This window comes from Qipengyuania sp. Mu-71 (assembly GCF_036867055.1).
Lineage (GTDB): Bacteria > Pseudomonadota > Alphaproteobacteria > Sphingomonadales > Sphingomonadaceae > Qipengyuania > Qipengyuania profunda.
On record NZ_JBAJHR010000001.1, the window covers coordinates 740,583 to 758,740 of the forward strand.

Here is an 18,158-nt window from a genome sequence, read left to right on the forward strand (position 1 = left end):
CATGGACGCGACACCGGCGCGTTCCTATATCCCCGGTATGGATTTCGAACCCGTCTTCAGCGCCGCCGCGGATATGCTGCGTGCGATCCCGCGCTCCGAGCTGCTGATCGCCGCCGTCGCGGCCATGGTGCTCGGCTGGATCGGCGCGATGATCGCCAAGCGCTCGGCGCTCGGCGGGCTGCTGCGTGTGGGCAGTTCGCTCGCGCTCGGGCTGATCCTGCTGACGGTGGTGCTGCAATTGTCGCGCTTCGATCCGCGTTTCGATGTCGCGGTGCCGCAGATCGGCCTGCCCGAACAGCTGGTCGAAGGCGGCGAAACGCAGATCCCGCTGTCCGCCGACGGGCATTTCTGGGTCCGTGCCGAGGTCAACGGCGTGCCCGGCAATTTCATGATCGATACCGGTGCCACGCTCACCGCGATTTCCGCGCCGCTGGCCGAGCGCGCCGGGCTCGAGCCGCGCCGCGGCGGTATCCCGATCATGCTGGGCACTGCCAATGGCACGGTGCAGGCGCATGTCGCGACGATCGACAGCCTGACCTTCGGCAATGTCAGCGCCAGCGGGACCGATGCGGCGATCGCGGAAAGCTTCGGCGATTTCAACGTCATCGGGATGAATGTGCTGGCGCGGCTCGGTTCGTGGCGGGTGGAGGACAACACGCTGATCCTCGTGCCCCGCGCCGAGGATACGATTTCGTGAATTCCCCCGTTGGACCGCGCGCGCCGAAACGCTAGGGCAGCGCGCGATGGACGGCTCGACAACGCTTCCGCCCCCGCCGCCGCTGGCGCAGCTGCTTGACCGCGGCGCCGCTGCACTGTTCCTCGATTTCGATGGCACGCTGGTGGAGATCGCGCCGCGCCCGGGCGACATCCACGTGCCCGAGGGGCTGCTGGACCGGCTGCACGCGCTGCGCGACCGCCTGGAAGGCCGGCTGGCGCTGGTCAGCGGGCGCGCGCTCGACGATCTGACCGGTCACCTGGGCGAACCGGCGATCTGCCGGGCCGGGTCGCACGGCGCCTCGCGCTTCCTCGCCGACGGCACGCGTCTCGGTGACGAGCCACGCGGCTTGTCCGAAGCCTCGGTGGGCGAATTGCGCGCCTTCGCCGAAGCGCATGGCCTGTTCTACGAAACCAAGACGCATGGCGGCGCGCTGCATTTTCGCGCCGCACCCGAAAAGCGCGAGGCGACCCTGGCCTTCGCAGAGGAATTCGCCGCCTCGCGCGAATTGTGCGTCACCAGCGGCAAGGGCGTGGCCGAACTGGTGCGCCCCGGTGCGACCAAGGCGGCGGCTGTGTCGGCCTTCATGGAAGTCGCGCCTTTCGCGGGCGCCGTCCCGGTATTCATCGGCGACGATGTGACCGACGAAGACGGGTTTGCCGGCGCGGGCGAACATGGCGGTTTCGGGATCGCCGTGGGCGAACGTCCGAGCCGGCAGGCACGATACGGACTCGACAGCGTTGCTGCAGTGCACCATTGGTTGGAGATATGATGCAGTCGGACCTTGAGCTCTCCCCGATCGGCAACTGCCAGGTCAGCACGCTGGTCGATAGCGAGGGGGCCTTCGTCTGGGGCTGTGTCCCGCGCGTCGACGGCGATCCGGTCTTCTGTTCGTTGCTCAACGACAATGCGCGCGATCGCGGCATCTGGCGGTTCGAGCTCGAAGGGCAGGCGCGCAGCAGCCAGCGGTACGAACGCAACACCGCGATCCTGGTCACCCGGCTCGAGGCCGACGATGGCAGCGCGGTCGAGATCCACGATTTCGCGCCGCGCTTCGAACGTTCGGGCCGGATGTACCGCCCAGTTGCCTATGCGCGCATCGTGCGCCCTGTGGCGGGCGCGCCGCGGCTGCGCATCGTCCTCGCGCCGATGAACGGCTACGGCGCCTCGCTTGCCGAAACGACCAACGGCACCAATCACATCCGCTACATGATCGGCCCGCAGGCGCTGCGCCTGTCGACCGATGCGCCAGTGGGTTACGTCCTCGAGGGGCGCAGCTACCGGGTCGAAAGCGACCAGCATTTCTTCCTTGGCCCCGACGAGCCCTTCGATGGCAATATCCGCAGCGAAGTGCGGCGGATGGAGGCGATGACCGCGCGCTACTGGCAGCACTGGGTGCGCGGGCTGCATATCCCGCTCGAATGGCAGGAAGAGGTGATCCGCGCCGCGATCGCGCTCAAGCTGTGCCAGCACGAGGAAACCGGCGCCATCGTCGCCGCGCTGACCACCTCGATCCCCGAGGCTGCCAACAGCCAGCGCAACTGGGACTATCGCTACTGCTGGATCCGCGACAGCTATTACACTGTCCAGGCGCTCAACCGGCTCGGCGCGCTCGACGTGCTCGAGAAATATCTCGCCTATCTGCGCAACATCGTCGACCAGGCGCGCGGCGGGCAGATCCAGCCGCTCTATTCGGTGATGGGCGCGGACGAGCTTCACGAATTCGAGGCCGAGCATCTTGCCGGTTATCGCGGCATGGGCCCGGTGCGCGTGGGCAATGCCGCCTACAAGCAGGTGCAGCACGATTGCTACGGCCAGATCGTCATGCCGACCGCGCAGGCGTTTTTCGACACGCGACTGCTGCGAATGGCGGACGAACGCGATTTCGAACATCTGGAAGAAGTCGGCGAAGCGGCCTGGGCCAAGCACGACCAGCCCGATGCCGGGCTGTGGGAGTTCCGCACCCGGCAGGAAGTGCACACCTATTCGGCGGTGATGTGCTGGGCCGCCTGCGACCGGCTGGCCAATGTCGCCGCGACGCTGGGCAAGGGCGACCGCGTGGTCCACTGGAAACAGCGCGCCGACGCGATCCGCGCCAAGATCGACGAGAATGCGTGGAGCGAGGAGGGCGGGCATTACGGCGCCAGCTTCGAAAGCGACTATCTCGACGCCAGCCTGTTGCAACTGGTCGAATTGCGCTATCTTACGCCCGACGACGAACGCTTCCTCAAGACCTTCGCCGCGGTCGAGCGCGATCTGCGGCGCGGCGATCACATGCTGCGCTACGCTGCAGAGGACGACTTCGGTGCACCCGAAACTGCGTTCAACGTCTGCACCTTCTGGCTGATCGAGGCGCTTGCGCTGGTCGACCGCCGCGAGGAGGCGCGCGAGATGTTCGAGGCCATGCTCAGCCACACCACCGCATCAGGCATGCTAAGCGAGGATCTCGACTACGAGACCGATGAATTGTGGGGCAATTTCCCGCAAACCTATTCACTGGTCGGTATCATCAACTGTGCCGGCCTGCTGAGCAAACCGTGGAGCGAAGTACGCTGACCGATCAACCCCGACTCGTCGTCATCTCCAACCGCGTTGCAGTGCCCAAGGCGCGCGGCGCAGCGGGCGCGCAGGGCGGCCTTGCCGGCGCGCTGCATGCGGCGCTCAGCGATCGCAAGGGGCTGTGGTTCGGCTGGTCGGGGCAGGAAAGCGAAAGCGGGCGCACCGGGCATATCGACACGCAGACCACTGACGGCGTGACCACCGCGACGATCGATCTGTCGCAGCGCGATATCGACGAATACTACAACGGCTATGCCAACTCGACGCTGTGGCCGCTGTTCCATTACCGGCTCGACCTCGCGCAATACGAACGCGAGACGGGCAAGGGCTACGAGCGCGTCAACGAACGCTTTGCCGACCAGGTTGCGCCGCTGATCGAGCCCGACGATGCCGTCTGGGTCCACGATTACCATCTCATCCCACTGGGCGAGCGGCTGCGCTCGCGCGGGCTCAAGAACCGCATCGGTTTCTTCCTGCACATTCCCTGGCCACCGACGCGGCTGTTCGTCTCGCTGCCCTATCACGAGCGGCTGGTGCGTACGCTGCTCTATTACGATGTGGTCGGCTTCCAGACGCAGGAATGGCTCGAAAGCTTCCTGCATTATTGCGAGAACGAGCTGGGCGCCGAGGTGGACGGCGAAAAGGGCACTGTCAGTTTCGAGGGGCGCACCACGATCGCGCGCGCCTATCCGATCGGGATCGACTGGGATCATTTCTCGCAGCTGGGCAATGCTGGCGAAGCGCGGCAGGCCCAGCAGCGGCTGCTCAGCTCGTCGCGCCGACGCACGGCGATGATCGGGGTCGACCGGCTCGATTATTCGAAGGGCATTCCCGAGCGCATCGACGGGATCGGGCGCTTCTTCGACAAGCATCCCGAACGGGTGCAGGATCTGGTCTTCATCCAGATCGCGCCGCCCAGCCGCGAGGATGTCGACAGCTACCAGGCGATCCGCGCCGAGCTCGAACAGAAATGCGGCCGGATCAACGGCGCGCGCAGCGAAGTCGACATGGTCCCGATCCGCTACGTCAATCGCGGCTACAGCCATGAAGAACTGTTCGGCTTCTTCCGCGCCGCCAAGATCGGGCTGGTCACTCCGCTGCGCGACGGGATGAACCTGGTCGCCAAGGAATATATCGCGGCGCAGGACCCCGAGGATCCCGGCGTGCTGATCCTCTCGCGCTTCGCCGGCGCGGCGGCGCAGATGCCCGATGCGGTGCTGGTCAATCCGCACAGCCCCGACGATATCGCGCATGCCATCCAGACCGCGCTCGACATGACGCTGGAAGAACGCAAGGCGCGCTACCAGAAGCTGATCGCCACCGTGCGCGACGACAATGTGCAGGACTGGACTGCCAATTTCCTTCGCGATCTGAGCGAGGCCTGAGCGCGGCGCCGATCGCTGCGATTGCGTATGCCCTGCCGCGCTGCCACCGTCGCGCGCATGATTCGCGAACCATTCCTCGAGACGCAGGGCATCCACAATTTCCGCGATTACGGCGGCTGGCGCACGCGCGGGGGCGGCCAGGTGCGCACCGGTCTGCTGTTCCGCTCGGGCCACCATGTCGAGGCGACCGAAGAGGATCTCGCCGCGATCGCCCCGCTGGGCATCCACACGGTCATCGACCTGCGCGGGGAAAGCGAGCGCGCGGCCAATCCCTGCCGCCGGGTCGAGGGGTTCGACGGGCAGGTGCTGTTCTACGAAGGCGAAACCACCTCCAGCCCGCCGCATATGGATATCGGCCCCGACACCAGCGCCGCCGATTTCGCGCGCGAACGCATGCTCGCGGTCTACACGCGCATGCCCGACAATCCGGCGATGATCGACATGTTCGGTCGCTATCTCACCATCCTTGCGCAGCGCGAGGGGGCCAGCCTCGTCCATTGCTATGCCGGCAAGGACCGCACCGGCGTGGCGGCGACCATGCTGCTGCACATCCTCGGCGTGGCCGAGGAAGACCAGCGGCGCGAATTCCTGCGCACCAATGACAGCCCGACCTTCGATGTCCTCGCGCGGCAATCGCTGCCCGGGATCGAGGCGCGGCTGGGCCGCAAGCTCGACGAGGGCGCGGCGAAGGACCTGCTCGGCGTGCGCGAGGAATATCTCGATCGCTATCTCGAGATCGCGACCGAGCGCCACGGCAGCTTCGACACCTATCTCGAAGCCGCGATAGGTGTGGATGACGCGCTGCGCGATGCGCTGATCGCCCGCTTCGTGGCGTGACTCTGCGGCTGCGGCTTCCCATATAGCCGCGAACACCCCTTCAGACTGACGGAAATTGACGACATGGCTACCCATCGCACCAAGATGCTCATCATCGGCTCGGGCCCCGCGGGCTATTCGGCCGCCATCTATGCGGCGCGCGCGATGATGGAACCGATCGTGGTGCAGGGGCTGCAGCCGGGCGGCCAGCTGACCATCACCACCGATGTCGAGAACTATCCCGGCTTCGCCGATGTCGTCCAGGGCCCGTGGCTGATGGAGCAGATGCAGAAACAGGCCGAGCATGTCGGCACGCGGATGATGTGGGACACGATCGTCGATGTCGACGTATCGAACGGCTCGCCCTTTACCGCGACTGGCGACAGCGGCGACGAATATGTCGCCGACGTGCTGGTGATCGCCACGGGCGCGCAGGCCAAGTGGCTGGGCGTGCCGGGCGAGATGGAACTGGGCGGCAAGGGTGTCAGCGCCTGCGCCACCTGCGACGGCTTCTTCTACCGCGGCAAGAAGGTCGCGGTGATCGGCGGCGGCAACACCGCGGTCGAGGAAGCGCTCTACCTCACCAACCATTCGGACGATGTCACGCTGATCCACCGCCGCGACGAATTGCGCGCGGAGAAGATCCTGCAGGAACGCCTGCTCAACCATCCCAAGATCAGCGTGATCTGGAACAAGGCGGTCGAAAGCTTCGAAGCCGGTCCAACCGGCGCGCTGGGTCATCTCAACCTGCGCGACACGGTCACCGGCGAAGACAGCACGCTCGAAGTCGACGGCGCTTTCGTCGCGATCGGCCATGCGCCCGCGACCGAACTGTTCAAGGGCAAGCTGCCGATGGACGAGGGCGGCTACCTGCTAACCGAGGCGGGATCGCCCAAGACCGAGGTGCCAGGTGTCTTCGCCGCGGGCGATGTCACCGACCACGTCTATCGCCAGGCGGTCACGGCCGCGGGGATGGGCTGCATGGCCGCGCTCGATGCCGAGCGCTTCATCGCGGGTCTGGAGATCGACGCCGACGGCCACGCGCACGAAGCCGAGGCGGCGGAATAAGCTCTCTACACAGTCATTGCGAGCCGCAGGTGAAGCAATCCATCAACCGACCTTGCAGCGAGTTGCTATGCCGGAAGATGGATTGCCGCGGAGCCTGCGGCTCCTCGCAATGACTTGGTGTTGGCTTACATGTGGGTGCCGAACACCAACATTGCGGCATTGACCGACAGCGCGATCAGCGCGACGCTGGACAGTGCGAACAGCACGAAGCGCACCATCACCACATTCGCGGTCACCTGGACCAGCGAGTGAATGATCCGCAGCCCGACATAGATCCACGCGATCAGCGCGTTCATGCCGTCGCCCGCGCCGATCATCGCCAGCACCAGCGCAACCGCATAAAACACTGTCGGTGCTTCGTGCAGGTGGTTGTAATTATGCGCTTTCCACTGGACCTCTGCGGGCAGCGTCTCGTCCAGCGACTTGGTCCGGCGCGCGTCATTGGGGTCGATCCCCGCCTGCGACATCGCCGGGATACGGGTGGCGTACATCCACAGCCACATGATCATCGTCCATACGACAAGCACGACGATGGGCTGGAGGATTTGCGATTGAATCATCGGATAGTCTCCGTCAGGCCAGCACGAGGCTGGGATCGTGGAACAGCGTCAGCGCAAGCGCGCGATAGGCGAGGTAGATCAGCGCGATCGTCGACGCGATAAACAGCAGGAAGCGGATTTTCACCACATTGACGGTTGCCTGCCAGATCGAATGGACGATCCGCAGGCCGACATAGATCCACGCGAACAACGTATCGAGCGCGCTCGCGCCCAGCAGCGCGATGATCACGCTGGCGGCATAGAACAGCGTCGGCTGTTCCATCAGATGCGCGTAATTGTGCGATTTCCAATTGATTTTGTCGGGGATCACTCCCTCGAGATCCTGTCCCCGGCCGCCCGGCTTGGCAGCGCCGAGCCCGCCGGCCTTGCCCAGCGCGGGCAGGCGCGTGAACGCCATCCAGAACAGGATAAGTAACGACCACGCGATCAGCACCGCCGCGGGTGCGAGCATCTGGGCTAGCATGTGTGGATTCTCCCCTTTGACCCTTATCGGGCAAGAGTGCTGGCCCCGCGGTGGATTGTCAATTGCAACCTAGCCGGGCGGGCGGCGCAGCGTCGCGCGCTGGAAATAGTCCCACCGCGCGGTCTCGAACTCGCAATCGAGCGCGTTGATCGTGCAGGCGCGCAGCAATGCCTCGTGCAAATCGGCACGCGGGCTGACGTGGAACCGTGCCAGCCAGCCGCGCAAGCCCCGCGCGAGCGGCGCGGGCATCGCCTCGAGCGAGCCGAAATCGACCACATGCAGCGATCCGCCGGGAGCGACCAGCCGTGCGGCCTGGTGCAGCGCGCGCTCCCAATCGGGAATCATCGACAGCGCATAGGACAGCACCACCCGGTCGAAACAGTCGCGCCCGAACAGCGCGGGGGCATCGAAGCGGCAGGCATCGCCCTGCGCCAGCCGCGCCCCGGTGCCCAGCGCGGTGCGCGCGCTCTTGAGCATTTCTGCCGAAATATCGAGCCCGTGGACCGCGGTGCCCGGCCAGCGGCGCTTGATCGCGCCGAGGTTGCGGCCCGTCCCGCAGGCGATCTCGATCACGGTCGCGCCATCGGACGCCGCGAGCTGTTCGATCAGCCCGTCGCGGCCGAAGAGGTAATATTTGCGCGTCAGATCGTAGATATGCCGCTGGCCGCGGTAGATCCCGTCCATCAGCGCCGCCTGGCTGGCCGTCCCCGCCTCGCTCATCCGGCGAATTCGTACAGATGCACGCCGCCATAGATCGACGCGCGATCGCGCGCGGTGAGATCGGCGGATGTCTGTGCGTGATAGGTCCAGCGCGCCGCGAGATCGTCTGCCAGCCGTCCGGGCAGCAGGCTCGGCTCGGCCGCGGTGCGGAACAATACGCGCGCGCCGGGGCGGGCGGTGCGGGTGATCTGCGCCCACAATTCGTTGAGCTGCCGGTCATCCATCCAGTCCTGCGCATCGAGCAGGACATAGCGGTCGTGGCTGCCCGCATCGCTCCCGGCGAGGTAATCCACCATATTGGCATGGCGCATATCGAGCCGGCCGATCCGCTGCTGCATCACCGGCCAATTGCCGCGCTGGAGATAGGGCGGCAGGGGAGCGCCCACGGTGCGGTCATAACCGCGCCCGAAGGCCTGCCAGGCGAAGTAATTGTCATCCACCGGGAAATCGCAGGCGAGCTTTTCCAGCCGCCGCTTGAGCACCACCGCCATCTTCTCGTCACCCGCCAGCGCCTGGTATTGCGCGGGCGGGATGCCGAGGCCGAACAGCGAGGCGGGATGATCGGTCAGCCAGCGCATGAATGCCTTATCGAACACCGGGGCCAGCTCGGCCTCGAAAATCGCGCGCTGCTCCGCCAGCGTTGCGGCCCTCAGCACACGGGCGAGGTCGATGCGGTAGAATTTGGCCGCGAGATGCGCGATGCCGATAAACCCGCCCAGCAGGCCCTGGCGGTAGATGCCGCGGGTGAAATGGCTGATCCGCTTGCGCCCGGTAAGGTCGCGGCTTTCCCAGTATTTGCGGCTTTCCGCATCCAGGTGTGGCGCGATCATCGTCCGGTAGATCGCGCGGTTTTCCTGGTGATCGGCCTCGGCGAAGAAGCGGCGGAAACGGTCGTAGCCGGGCAGGTTGCGGATCGCCGCGATCTTGAGCTTGCCCAGCGCGACATGCGCCCGGTTGAGATCGACCGCGACCACTTCGGCAGGGTCGGCAGTGAGATAGGACAGCGCGTTGCAGCTGCCGCTGGCGATACACATCACGCGCATGCCGGGGCCGATTTCCAGCCCTTCCATGTCGACCACCGGGTCTTCCCAGATCTGCGCGTAGACCAGCCCCTTGAAGGCCAGCGCGAAAGCCCTGTCGAGCAGCTTGTCGCCCGCTTTCGCATCCTTGCGGACCACCGCATCGTCGATGATCCGCTTTGCCACTGCCACCATGCGTGTCACGTCCCGAGAGTTACGATCGTCCGACGCCAATAGGGCGCGTGCGTGTCGCTCTCGTTACGGTATCGGGTGCTAGGCGTTCAGCGTCTTAGCAAAGCTCGCCGCATCGGTATTGCCGCCGGTCACCATGATGACCGTATCCGCGTCGACCGGGACCTTGCCCGAGAGCGCTGCCGCCAGCGCCGCCGCGCCGCCGGGTTCGACCACCAGGTTGAGCTTGGCAAAGGCAAAGCGCTGGGCCGCGCGGACTTCCTGGTCGGTCACGACCACACCGGGCTGCGCGCGGCCCTGCAACACCGACAGCACCACCGGCGCACTGGCATCGGGCTGCAACGCATCGCAGATGGTGATGGGCGGATTGACCGCGCGTACGACTTCGCCCGCTTCGAGCGCTTGCCCGACCACGTCCCAGCCCTGCGGTTCGATCACATGGATCGCGCTGTCGGGGCAGGCGAGAGCCAGCCCGGCGGACAGCCCGCCGCCGCCGCAACAGACGACTACGCGCGACGGCGCGCGGCCAAGCTGTGCCGCGATCTCGATGCCCGCGCTGCCCTGGCCCTCGATCACCCACGGATCGTTGAAGGCATGGACTAGCGTCGCATCGCGTGACGCGACCTCGCGCGCGGCGACTTCCTCGCGATCCTCGCCGGGGCGGTCGTATAGCACGATCTCCGCGCCCAGCGCGCGGGTCGCTTCCAGTTTCACCGTGGGCGCATTGCGCGGCATGACGATCGCCGCCGCGATCCCCAGCCGCCGCGCCGCCCAGGCGACGCCCTGCGCGTGATTGCCCGACGATACCGCGACCACGCCGCGCGCCCTCTCCGCCGCGTCGAGGTTCGACAGCCGCCACCAGCCGCCGCGGATCTTGAATGCGCCGATCGGTTGCAGGCTTTCCGCCTTCACATGGCAGCGCACCCCGCCGATCTCGACCGGCAGCAGCGGTGTCGGCGGAAGCAATTCGGCAATGGAGGCGGCCGCGGCGAGAACGCCTTCGCGGGTCGGTTTGCGCATATCGTCTCGGATCATTTGGCCCCTGTAGCGCATTTCGCTAGGGGGCGCGCAAGATTCGAAATTCCACGAAAGAGGTTTACCCATGTCCACAGTCCTGGTGATCGGTGCGGGCGGCGTCAGCTCGGTCTGCGTCCACAAGATGGCGATGAACGCCGATATTTTCGGCGACATCCACCTTGCCAGCCGCACGAAGAGCAAGTGCGACAGCATCGCCGCGAGCGTGAAAGAGCGCACCGGGCAGGATGTGGCGACCTACGAGATCGACGCCGAGGAAGTCCCGGCGATGGTCAATCTGATCAGGAAGGTCGGCCCGAGCCTAGTGGTCAATCTCGCGCTGCCGTACCAGGACCTGCCGATCATGGACGCCTGTCTCGAAGCCGGCGTGTCCTATCTCGACACCGCCAATTACGAACCCAAGGACGAGGCGCGGTTCGAATACCACTGGCAGTGGGCCTATCACGACCGCTTCAAAGCTGCGGGGCTGATGGCGCTGCTGGGCTCGGGCTTCGATCCGGGCGTCACCAGCGTCTTCACCATGTGGCTCAAGAAGCACAAGCTCAAGACCATCCGCCAGCTCGATATCCTCGATTGCAATGGCGGCGATCACGGGCAGGCTTTCGCCACCAATTTCAATCCGGAAATCAACATCCGCGAAGTCACCGCGCCCGCGCGCCACTGGGAAAACGGCGAATTCGTCGAGACCCCCGCGATGGGCAAGAAGGTCGAGTTCGACTTCGAGGCGGTCGGCCCGAAGAACATGTACATGATGTATCACGAGGAGCTCGAAAGCCTCGCCAAGTTCAACCCCGAGATGGAGCGGGCGCGCTTCTGGATGACCTTTGGCGATGAATACATCAAGCACCTGACCGTGCTGCAGAATGTCGGCATGACGCGGATCGACCCGGTCAAGTACCAGGGCAAGGAAATCATCCCGCTGCAGTTCCTCGCTGCCGTGCTGCCCAAGCCCGAATCGCTGGGCGAGACCACCAAGGGCAACACCAATATCGGCGTGATCGCGACCGGCGAGGCGCTCGACGGATCGGGCGAGAAGACCTTCTACATCAACAATATCTGCAGCCACGAAGCGGCGTACGAGGAAACCGGCAACCAGGCGGTTTCCTATACCACGGGCGTCCCCGCAATGATCGGCAGCGCGATGATGCTCACCGGCAAGTGGACCGGCGAGGGCGTGTTCAACATGGAAGAAATGGACCCCGATCCCTTCATGGACATGCTCAACGCGCACGGCCTGCCGTGGCAGGTCAAGGAACTCGACGGCCCGGTAGATTTTTGATCGCGGCCGGCTGCGACAGGCGAGGGTGGCGGTAACGCTTTTTGAAGTGTCTTTGCTGCCACCATCAGCCACTTAGTCGCGCTGGAATGCGGGCGTTGTTGACGCCGGACTTCGCTTCTTTGTAGCCCCGGGTCGTCCATTCGGACAACTGGGCGGGTCTCTCCCGTCCGGCATCAATGAGGGGTCACAATTCCATGAAGAAATCCGTCGCGGCCATCGCGCTGCTGGGGCTGTCCGCCTGCGCCAAGCCCTATGTCGGCACGCCGTACACCGCGCCTGCCGCACCCGTTACCTCGGTCGCCATCGTCGACGACACGCTGCCCGAAGAGGCGGTCGCATACGAAGCCGCATCGACCATGGGGAATTTCGGGCTGATCGGCGGGCTGATCGACGCCGGGGTCCAGGCCTCGCGCCGTGACCGGGTCAATGAAGCGCTCGACAGCGTCAACCACACACCCGAAGCGAATTTCGAAAGCTATCTCGTCTCGTCGCTGGCCCAAAGCGGCATCGCCGCGGTTATGCTGGCCGGACCGGATCGCGAAAAGCGCGAACTCCTTAGCGACTATCCGGGCGCGCCGCAGGGCACCCAGGCGCTGGTCGATTTCAACGTCACCGCCTATGGCTATGTCAATGCAGGCAACCAGAACTGGCGCCCGACGGTCTCCGCCGACGTCAAGATGGTCGATGCGCTGACCGGCAAGACGCTGATGGAAAACCGCATTGTCTATAACGGGGTCGATGCGCAGGCCGGTGTGGTGACCATCGCTGCGAACCCGGCTTATGTGTTCGAGAACCGCGAAGACATGATCACGCAGCCCGAGCGGCTGGCCGCCGGGATCGACGATGCGCTGAGGCGGGTGGCGGACACCGCCGTCCGGCTGATGCGCTAGGCGGGGCCATGAACAGGAACCTGTTTATCGCGTTTGGTGCAGCCGCCCTTCTGGGTGGCTGCACCACGACCACACCGGCCATTCCGCCGACGCTGGCCTATGATCGGCCCGATTGCCCGACTGCGGTCGATACGGCTGGGGCAATCGGCCTGACGCCTGAAAAGGACAAGGCGATTTGGACGGTCGATGCCCATCTCTCCGGCAATGGCGCGTGCCTGCGGCGCGGCGCGGTGGCAGCGCCGTATCTCGTCTTCGCGCTCCCCGATGCAGCGCATGCCAAGATGGTCGAGATCGGTTCGGTGCTCGAACTGGAGCGGGTGTTGTCGCCCAAGGTCGTGCTGCTCGATGCCGCCGGTGCCGAAACGCGCAGCTTCCGCCGCGACCAGTACATGTTCCGCCCCGGGCTGCTGTCGATCCAGTTCGTACCGCAGGAAAACGAGCGGTATGCGCTGGTCACCGTCGATCCCGAACCGGTCGGCGAAAGCCACGATACTATCGTGTCGAACACGTCGACCACCACCGTCTACACGGGCTTCGGTGCCTCCAACTGGCGCAGCGGCCAGGAACGGATGATGTCGCGCGGGTTCTCCTACGAAGGCCCCGTGCGGGCGCTGGTCTATCGTCCCGACAAGGACGATTGAGCGGATCGCAAATTCCCGGCGGGGCGGGGCAGCAAGCGCTGCTCCGCCCCGTTTTCCTTGGCGGTATGCCGCGCGTTTGCGGCCAGGATCCCGCAACGGGTTGACGGTTTGATCGAGTGATATAAATTGGCGCGTGAAGGGAGCCGCTTCATGGCCACGCTTGCGCACGTCGAACCGCTCGAACCCGTACCCGCAGCTTTTCCGCCCGAGGTAGTGGCGCAGCGCGAGGCGATCCCCGCCATCTATGGCTCGGTCGATTTCACGCAGCTGCCCGAACGCTTCTCCACCGATCTTGTCGACCAGGTCGAGATGCCCGCGCGCTTCGCCTCGCGCCGCGCCGAACTGCTGGCCGACAGCGAATGCCTTGCGACCATCCGTGCCTATACGATGACCGGCGACCGCACGGCGGATGCCTATGCCGCGCTGATGCCCCAATACGGCTTCCGCGCGCTGGTCGACATGCTCGACCGCGCCTGCGACGAGGGCCTCGAGGCGGTTGAGGGTGCGCCGCCCGAACTGTGCGCCTTCATCGCCGCAATGGAGGCCACGCCCGAGTGGCTCGACATGGAGCTGGTTGAGCAGGGCGCGCGGACCGAGCGCAATGCGCATGTCCACCTGACCCCCTTCGTGCTGCGCGGCGCCTTCATTGCGACCTTCATGAACAAATACAGCGCGCTGCCGATGGCGCTGACCGGCACGCTGTCGAACAACACCGCTTCGCGCCGCGCCTATGAGACCGGCAGCTTTTTCACCTGCACGCTGATGCCCGGTGCGCTCCGCCGCTCGGGGGCGGGGTTTAAGGCGGCGGCCAAGGTCCGGCTGATGCATTCGATGGTCCGCGCCAACATCATGCGTAGCGGCAAATGGGACGTCGGCATCTATGGCATTCCGATCCCGCAGGTGGACCAGATGCCCGCCGGGCTGATCGGCACCTATCTGATGGCGCGCGAGGTGCTCGACAGCGGCCGCGAAACCTTCACCCCCGAAGAACGCGCCAAGGTCGAACTGGCGCGCTATCGCTGCTTCCTGCTGGGCCTGCCCGAGGATTTGCTGAGCGATACCCCGCGCGGGATCGAGAAACTGTGGCTGACGCGCTCGGCCACGCTGCGCGCCGAGTTTGAGCCCGAGACCTGCGGCGCGCTGCTACGCGCGACGATGGACGCCGAGATGACCCAGGGAGAGGGGGCCTTGGCGGGGGCGAAGCGCTGGATGGAGGGCGGTTTTTCGAAGCTGTTCTTCATCCAGCACTTCATGGGCGGCGACCGTGAACTGGCCGCCAGCGTGGGCGTCACGATGAGTGCCGCGGACCGGCTGGCGGCGGTCTGCGCGCTGGCTTTCGTCCACGGCCACATCCGCTGGTACAAGGCGCTGGCCGCCATTCCGGCTACGCGCGACTGGGCCGACCGGCGGCTGGTGCGCAAGCTGGGGCAGCTGCTCGAGACCTATGGCCATGCCGATTTCGTCACCGACGCGAGCCAGTACAAGCCCGCGCTATAGCCGCGCGGGCAGGCTATGGAGCTTGCCCGCCGCTTGCCCTATGGGCCGCGCATGGCCCAGTCCCCACCCGCCAACCGCGGCACCTATGCCAAGAGCAGCGAGACGCGCAGCCTCATCCTCGATGCGGCGATCGTGGCCTTTGCCGAAAGCGGGCTGGAAGGCGCGAGCACCCGCGCGATCGCGGCCGCAGCCGGGGTCAACCAGCCGCTGCTGAACTATCATTTCGGGTCGAAGGACGCGCTCTATCTCGAATGCGCGCAGGCGATTCTCGAACGCTTTGCCGATGGCATGGCGGCCGCCACCGCGCCCGCAGTCGCTTTCCTTGCGCAGGGGCAGGGCGACCGCGCCACTGCGCACGATCTGCTCCGCCAGCTGATGGATGCGCTGGTCGAAACGCTGGTCATGGGCGAGGAGGCGGCGCTGTGGGCGGGGTTCGTCGCGCGCGAGATGAACGCGCCGGGCGATGCCTTCGCGCTGCTCTACGAGCGGCTGTGGCAGCCGGGGACCGAACTGACCGCGCAGCTGATCCGCGCCGCGCGCGGCAGCGATCCCGACAGCGAGGAGGCGCGTCTCGACGCGCTGCTGCTGATCGCCAACATGATCGCCTTCACCAGTGGCAGGCGCGTGTCGCAGGCGATCATGGGATGGAACGAAATCGGCGCCGAACAGGTTGCCGCCGTACGCCGCTCGATCGCCCGCCAGGTCGATGCGCTGGTGGCCGATACTTCAAGAGAGAATTGAACCCTATGGAAACCAAAGCCGGCGATCCGGGCGCCTTTACGCAATTCGACCTCGACCGCGTCGACAGCCCCGCTTTCGTCGTCGACGCGGCGAAATTGCGCGCCAATTGCCAGATATTGGCCGAGGTGCGCGATGCCGCCGAGATCAAGATGTTCAGCGCGCTCAAGGCGTTTTCGATGTGGTCGACCGCACCGATCATCGGCGAATATCTCGATGGCGTGTGTACGAGCGGATTGTGGGAAGCGCGGCTGGCGAGCGAGTTCTACGATGGCGAGATCGCGACCTATTCGGCGGCCTACAAGCCCGAGGAGCTCGACGAGGTCTGCCGCCTGTCCGACCATGTGATCTTCAATTCGCCCGGCCAGCTCGAACGCGCGACGCTGATCATGGAAAACGCGCGCGCCGCGGGGCAGGATTTCGATGTCGGGCTGCGGATCAACCCGCTGCATCCCACCGGCGAGGTGCCGCGTTACGATCCCTCCAGCCCGGGCAGCCGGCTGGGCTTCCCGCTCGACCAACTTACCCCAGAGATCATGGCGCAGGTCGACGGGATCCATTTCCACAATCTGTGCGAACAGGATCTCGAGCCACTGCTGGCCACCTGGGACAAGGTGTTCGACGCGATCGAGCCGTGGTTCGGCCAGCTCAAATGGATCAACATGGGCGGCGGGCACCACATCACCCGCGCCGATTACCAGCGCGAGGAACTGATCGAATTCCTGCGCGATGCGAAGGACGACACTGGCGCGGAAATCCATCTCGAACCGGGCGAGGCGGTCGCGCTCGATGCGGGCATATTGGTGGGCACGATCCTCGATACCGGTTTCAACGGCCTGCCTGTCGCGGTCGCCGATGTTTCGGCCACCTGCCACATGCCCGATGTGATCGAGGCGCCCTATCGCCCCGCTATGCTCGGCGAGAGCAGCGACGAGGCGGTCCCGGCGGTGCGGATCGGCGGCCCGTCCTGCCTCGCAGGCGACGTGATCGGCGATTATCGGATTCCCGGCGGGGCGGAGGTGGGCAAGCGTTTCGCCTTCCTGGACCAGGCGCATTATTCGATGGTCAAGACCAACACTTTCAACGGCGTCCAACTGCCCAGCATCTATCTCTGGGACAGCGAAAGCGACCAGCTCGAGCTGATCAAGGAGTTCGGTTACGACACCTTCCGCGACCGGCTGAGCTGATGCTGCGACCGCGCCATGGAACGCCAGGCGCGCTCGACCTTTGATACAGTGACATAGACAGGGCCGAACCGGCCGATTCCGCTTGCTTTATCGCGCATCTCGCTTATGTGCGCCGCTCCGCTGCCCCAAGGGGATCCGATCCGCAAGGCAGCCTTGTCTGAAACCTAGCCGTTTTGGGGGTCCCTTGAGTTGCACACATTTCCTGACGCCCGGTCCGTAGTTCGCGCGCTCCAGCCGGACGAACCGATCATCCTCAATCGCCCGCACGCCGCCGCGCGCGCCGCCCGTTTCTTCGTCGAGAAGTTTCCGGGCAAGTCGCTCTATGCGGTGAAGGCGAATCCCTCGCCCGACCTGCTGCAGGTGTTGTGGGACAATGGCGTCACGCATTACGACGTCGCCTCGATCGCCGAAGTGCGGCTGGTGCGTGCCACGCTGCCCGGCGCAACGCTGTGTTTCATGCACCCGGTCAAGGCGCCCAGCGCGATCCGCGAAGCCTATCGCCAGCACGGCGTGCGCACCTTCAGCCTCGATTCGGTCGAGGAACTGGAGAAGATCGTCGAGGCCTGCCGCGACGACGCGGGCGAAGCAGCGCAGGACCTGCGGCTGTGCGTGCGGCTGCGCGTCTCGAGCGAATATTCCGAACTCAGTCTCGCGTCCAAATTCGGCTGCGACCTGACCGAGGCGCCGCAGCTGCTGCAACAGGCGCGCCAGCATGCCGACTGGCTCGGCGTGTGCTTCCACGTGGGCAGCCAGGCGATGACGCCCTTCGCCTATGTCCAGGCGCTCGAACGCGTGCGCGTGGCGATTGGCGAGGCTTCGGTGGTCATCGACATGATCGATGTCGGCGGGGGTTTCCCGTCGGTCTATCCGGGGATGGAACCGCCGCCGCTGGAAGACTATTTCCAGATCATCCACCAGAACTTCTACAACCTGCCGATCGCCTACAATGCCGAATTGTGGTGCGAGCCGGGCCGCGCGCTGTGCGCCGAATACAGCTCGCTCATCGTCAAGGTCGAGAAGCGCCGCGGCGAGGAACTCTACATCAATGACGGCGCCTATGGCGCGCTGTTCGATGCCGCGCACGTGGACTGGAAATTCCCCGTCCGCGCGCTCGAGGACGACCTCATCAAGCCCGACATGGACTTCGCCTTCTACGGTCCCACCTGCGACGACGCCGATTACATGCAGGGCCCCTTCGTCCTGCCCGAGGACATCCAGGCGGGCGATTTCATCGAGATCGGCATGCTCGGCGCCTATGGCGCGGCGATGAAGACCGATTTCAACGGCTTCGGCGCGGCCGAGCGGGTGGTGGTCACCGATGAACCGATGGCCAGCCTCTATGACGGCAGCCGCCAGCGTCCTGCGGCGGACAATGTGGTGAGCCTGCGCTGAGC

Annotated in this window: 18 protein-coding genes; 13 read left to right on the forward strand and 5 right to left on the reverse strand. The window is 65.5% G+C overall.

Annotation, left to right across the window (positions count from 1 at the left end; genetic code table 11):
* The first annotated feature begins 37 nt into the window (after nucleotides 1-37).
* From V6B15_RS03695 to trxB, 6 genes are all read left to right on the forward strand, one after another.
* Nucleotides 38-697: a retropepsin-like aspartic protease family protein gene (locus V6B15_RS03695; RefSeq protein WP_334200073.1), complete on the forward strand. Its 660-nt coding sequence runs from the start codon at nucleotides 38-40 to the stop codon at nucleotides 695-697.
* A 46-nt stretch (nucleotides 698-743) separates the two neighbouring features.
* Nucleotides 744-1,487 carry a trehalose-phosphatase gene (gene otsB, locus V6B15_RS03700; RefSeq protein ID WP_334200074.1) on the forward strand — a complete coding sequence of 248 codons (744 nt, stop codon included), beginning with the start codon at nucleotides 744-746 and terminating at the stop codon, nucleotides 1,485-1,487.
* A complete protein-coding gene (locus V6B15_RS03705) occupies nucleotides 1,484-3,271 on the forward strand; it encodes a glycoside hydrolase family 15 protein (protein ID WP_050600325.1) in 1,788 nt (595 codons plus the stop codon). The genes otsB and V6B15_RS03705 overlap by 4 nt, the downstream gene beginning before the upstream one ends.
* Complete coding sequence (locus tag V6B15_RS03710) at nucleotides 3,253-4,659, forward strand: alpha,alpha-trehalose-phosphate synthase (UDP-forming) (RefSeq protein WP_334200075.1); 1,407 nt, start codon at nucleotides 3,253-3,255, stop codon at nucleotides 4,657-4,659. The genes V6B15_RS03705 and V6B15_RS03710 overlap by 19 nt, the downstream gene beginning before the upstream one ends.
* A gap of 57 nt (nucleotides 4,660-4,716) precedes the next feature.
* Entirely contained in the window at nucleotides 4,717-5,496 is a 780-nt protein-coding gene (locus V6B15_RS03715; protein WP_334200076.1) for a tyrosine-protein phosphatase, read from the forward strand.
* Nucleotides 5,497-5,559: 63 nt separating this feature from the next.
* Nucleotides 5,560-6,543 carry a thioredoxin-disulfide reductase gene (gene trxB / locus V6B15_RS03720; protein WP_334200077.1) on the forward strand — a complete coding sequence of 328 codons (984 nt, stop codon included), beginning with the start codon at nucleotides 5,560-5,562 and terminating at the stop codon, nucleotides 6,541-6,543.
* Nucleotides 6,544-6,668: 125 nt separating this feature from the next.
* Here trxB and V6B15_RS03725 read toward each other — a convergent pair whose 3' ends face one another.
* From V6B15_RS03725 to V6B15_RS03745, 5 genes are all read right to left on the reverse strand, one after another.
* The gene (locus V6B15_RS03725; protein ID WP_320182047.1) at nucleotides 6,669-7,103 is read right to left on the reverse strand and encodes an MAPEG family protein; all 435 of its coding nucleotides are present in this window, start codon (nucleotides 7,101-7,103) and stop codon (nucleotides 6,669-6,671) included.
* Between the two features lie 13 nt (nucleotides 7,104-7,116).
* On the reverse strand, nucleotides 7,117-7,566 hold the full coding sequence (locus tag V6B15_RS03730; protein ID WP_334200078.1) for an MAPEG family protein: 450 nt from the start codon (nucleotides 7,564-7,566) through the stop codon (nucleotides 7,117-7,119).
* Nucleotides 7,567-7,635: 69 nt separating this feature from the next.
* Entirely contained in the window at nucleotides 7,636-8,286 is a 651-nt protein-coding gene (locus V6B15_RS03735; RefSeq protein ID WP_334200079.1) for a class I SAM-dependent methyltransferase, read from the reverse strand.
* A complete protein-coding gene (locus V6B15_RS03740; RefSeq protein WP_334200080.1) occupies nucleotides 8,283-9,500 on the reverse strand; it encodes a DUF3419 family protein in 1,218 nt (405 codons plus the stop codon). The genes V6B15_RS03735 and V6B15_RS03740 overlap by 4 nt, the downstream gene beginning before the upstream one ends.
* Before the next feature lie 78 nt (nucleotides 9,501-9,578).
* The gene (locus V6B15_RS03745; protein WP_334200081.1) at nucleotides 9,579-10,532 is read right to left on the reverse strand and encodes a threonine ammonia-lyase; all 954 of its coding nucleotides are present in this window, start codon (nucleotides 10,530-10,532) and stop codon (nucleotides 9,579-9,581) included.
* A gap of 67 nt (nucleotides 10,533-10,599) precedes the next feature.
* On the opposite strand from V6B15_RS03745, the gene V6B15_RS03750 reads away from it, so the two are divergent.
* The 7 genes from V6B15_RS03750 to V6B15_RS03780 all read left to right on the forward strand — a co-directional run bounded on the left by V6B15_RS03750 (nucleotide 10,600) and on the right by V6B15_RS03780 (nucleotide 18,156).
* Nucleotides 10,600-11,811, forward strand: coding sequence for a saccharopine dehydrogenase family protein (locus V6B15_RS03750; RefSeq protein ID WP_334200082.1), 1,212 nt, complete (start codon nucleotides 10,600-10,602; stop codon nucleotides 11,809-11,811).
* A 194-nt stretch (nucleotides 11,812-12,005) separates the two neighbouring features.
* Nucleotides 12,006-12,701, forward strand: a complete 696-nt coding sequence (locus tag V6B15_RS03755) for a hypothetical protein (protein ID WP_334200083.1) — start codon at nucleotides 12,006-12,008, stop codon at nucleotides 12,699-12,701.
* Between the two features lie 8 nt (nucleotides 12,702-12,709).
* Nucleotides 12,710-13,342, forward strand: coding sequence for a hypothetical protein (locus V6B15_RS03760; RefSeq protein ID WP_334200084.1), 633 nt, complete (start codon nucleotides 12,710-12,712; stop codon nucleotides 13,340-13,342).
* Between the two features lie 150 nt (nucleotides 13,343-13,492).
* Entirely contained in the window at nucleotides 13,493-14,839 is a 1,347-nt protein-coding gene (locus V6B15_RS03765; protein ID WP_334200085.1) for an oxygenase MpaB family protein, read from the forward strand.
* Nucleotides 14,840-14,890: 51 nt separating this feature from the next.
* Nucleotides 14,891-15,580 (forward strand): CerR family C-terminal domain-containing protein, encoded by a 690-nt coding sequence (locus V6B15_RS03770; RefSeq protein ID WP_334200086.1) that lies wholly within the window; start codon nucleotides 14,891-14,893, stop codon nucleotides 15,578-15,580.
* A gap of 5 nt (nucleotides 15,581-15,585) precedes the next feature.
* The gene (locus V6B15_RS03775) at nucleotides 15,586-16,764 is read left to right on the forward strand and encodes a carboxynorspermidine decarboxylase (RefSeq protein WP_334200087.1); all 1,179 of its coding nucleotides are present in this window, start codon (nucleotides 15,586-15,588) and stop codon (nucleotides 16,762-16,764) included.
* A gap of 189 nt (nucleotides 16,765-16,953) precedes the next feature.
* Nucleotides 16,954-18,156 carry a type III PLP-dependent enzyme gene (locus tag V6B15_RS03780; RefSeq protein ID WP_334200088.1) on the forward strand — a complete coding sequence of 401 codons (1,203 nt, stop codon included), beginning with the start codon at nucleotides 16,954-16,956 and terminating at the stop codon, nucleotides 18,154-18,156.
* The last annotated feature ends 2 nt before the right edge of the window (nucleotides 18,157-18,158 follow it).

Bases quoted from the DNA above. Each gene is read 5' to 3' on its own strand.
- V6B15_RS03695 (WP_334200073.1), top strand. From the start codon at position 38: ATGGATTTCGAACCCGTCTTCAGCGCCGCCGCGGATATGCTGCGTGCG.
- V6B15_RS03740 (WP_334200080.1), bottom strand. From the start codon at position 9,500: ATGGTGGCAGTGGCAAAGCGGATCATCGACGATGCGGTGGTCCGCAAG.
- V6B15_RS03770 (WP_334200086.1), top strand. From the start codon at position 14,891: ATGGCCCAGTCCCCACCCGCCAACCGCGGCACCTATGCCAAGAGCAGC.
- V6B15_RS03730 (WP_334200078.1), bottom strand. From the start codon at position 7,566: ATGCTAGCCCAGATGCTCGCACCCGCGGCGGTGCTGATCGCGTGGTCG.
- V6B15_RS03765 (WP_334200085.1), top strand. From the start codon at position 13,493: ATGGCCACGCTTGCGCACGTCGAACCGCTCGAACCCGTACCCGCAGCT.
- V6B15_RS03725 (WP_320182047.1), bottom strand. From the start codon at position 7,103: ATGATTCAATCGCAAATCCTCCAGCCCATCGTCGTGCTTGTCGTATGG.
- V6B15_RS03755 (WP_334200083.1), top strand. From the start codon at position 12,006: ATGAAGAAATCCGTCGCGGCCATCGCGCTGCTGGGGCTGTCCGCCTGC.
- V6B15_RS03735 (WP_334200079.1), bottom strand. From the start codon at position 8,286: ATGAGCGAGGCGGGGACGGCCAGCCAGGCGGCGCTGATGGACGGGATC.
- otsB (WP_334200074.1), top strand. From the start codon at position 744: ATGGACGGCTCGACAACGCTTCCGCCCCCGCCGCCGCTGGCGCAGCTG.
- V6B15_RS03705 (WP_050600325.1), top strand. From the start codon at position 1,484: ATGATGCAGTCGGACCTTGAGCTCTCCCCGATCGGCAACTGCCAGGTC.
- V6B15_RS03775 (WP_334200087.1), top strand. From the start codon at position 15,586: ATGGAAACCAAAGCCGGCGATCCGGGCGCCTTTACGCAATTCGACCTC.
- V6B15_RS03715 (WP_334200076.1), top strand. From the start codon at position 4,717: ATGATTCGCGAACCATTCCTCGAGACGCAGGGCATCCACAATTTCCGC.
- V6B15_RS03760 (WP_334200084.1), top strand. From the start codon at position 12,710: ATGAACAGGAACCTGTTTATCGCGTTTGGTGCAGCCGCCCTTCTGGGT.
- V6B15_RS03745 (WP_334200081.1), bottom strand. From the start codon at position 10,532: ATGATCCGAGACGATATGCGCAAACCGACCCGCGAAGGCGTTCTCGCC.
- trxB (WP_334200077.1), top strand. From the start codon at position 5,560: ATGGCTACCCATCGCACCAAGATGCTCATCATCGGCTCGGGCCCCGCG.
- V6B15_RS03750 (WP_334200082.1), top strand. From the start codon at position 10,600: ATGTCCACAGTCCTGGTGATCGGTGCGGGCGGCGTCAGCTCGGTCTGC.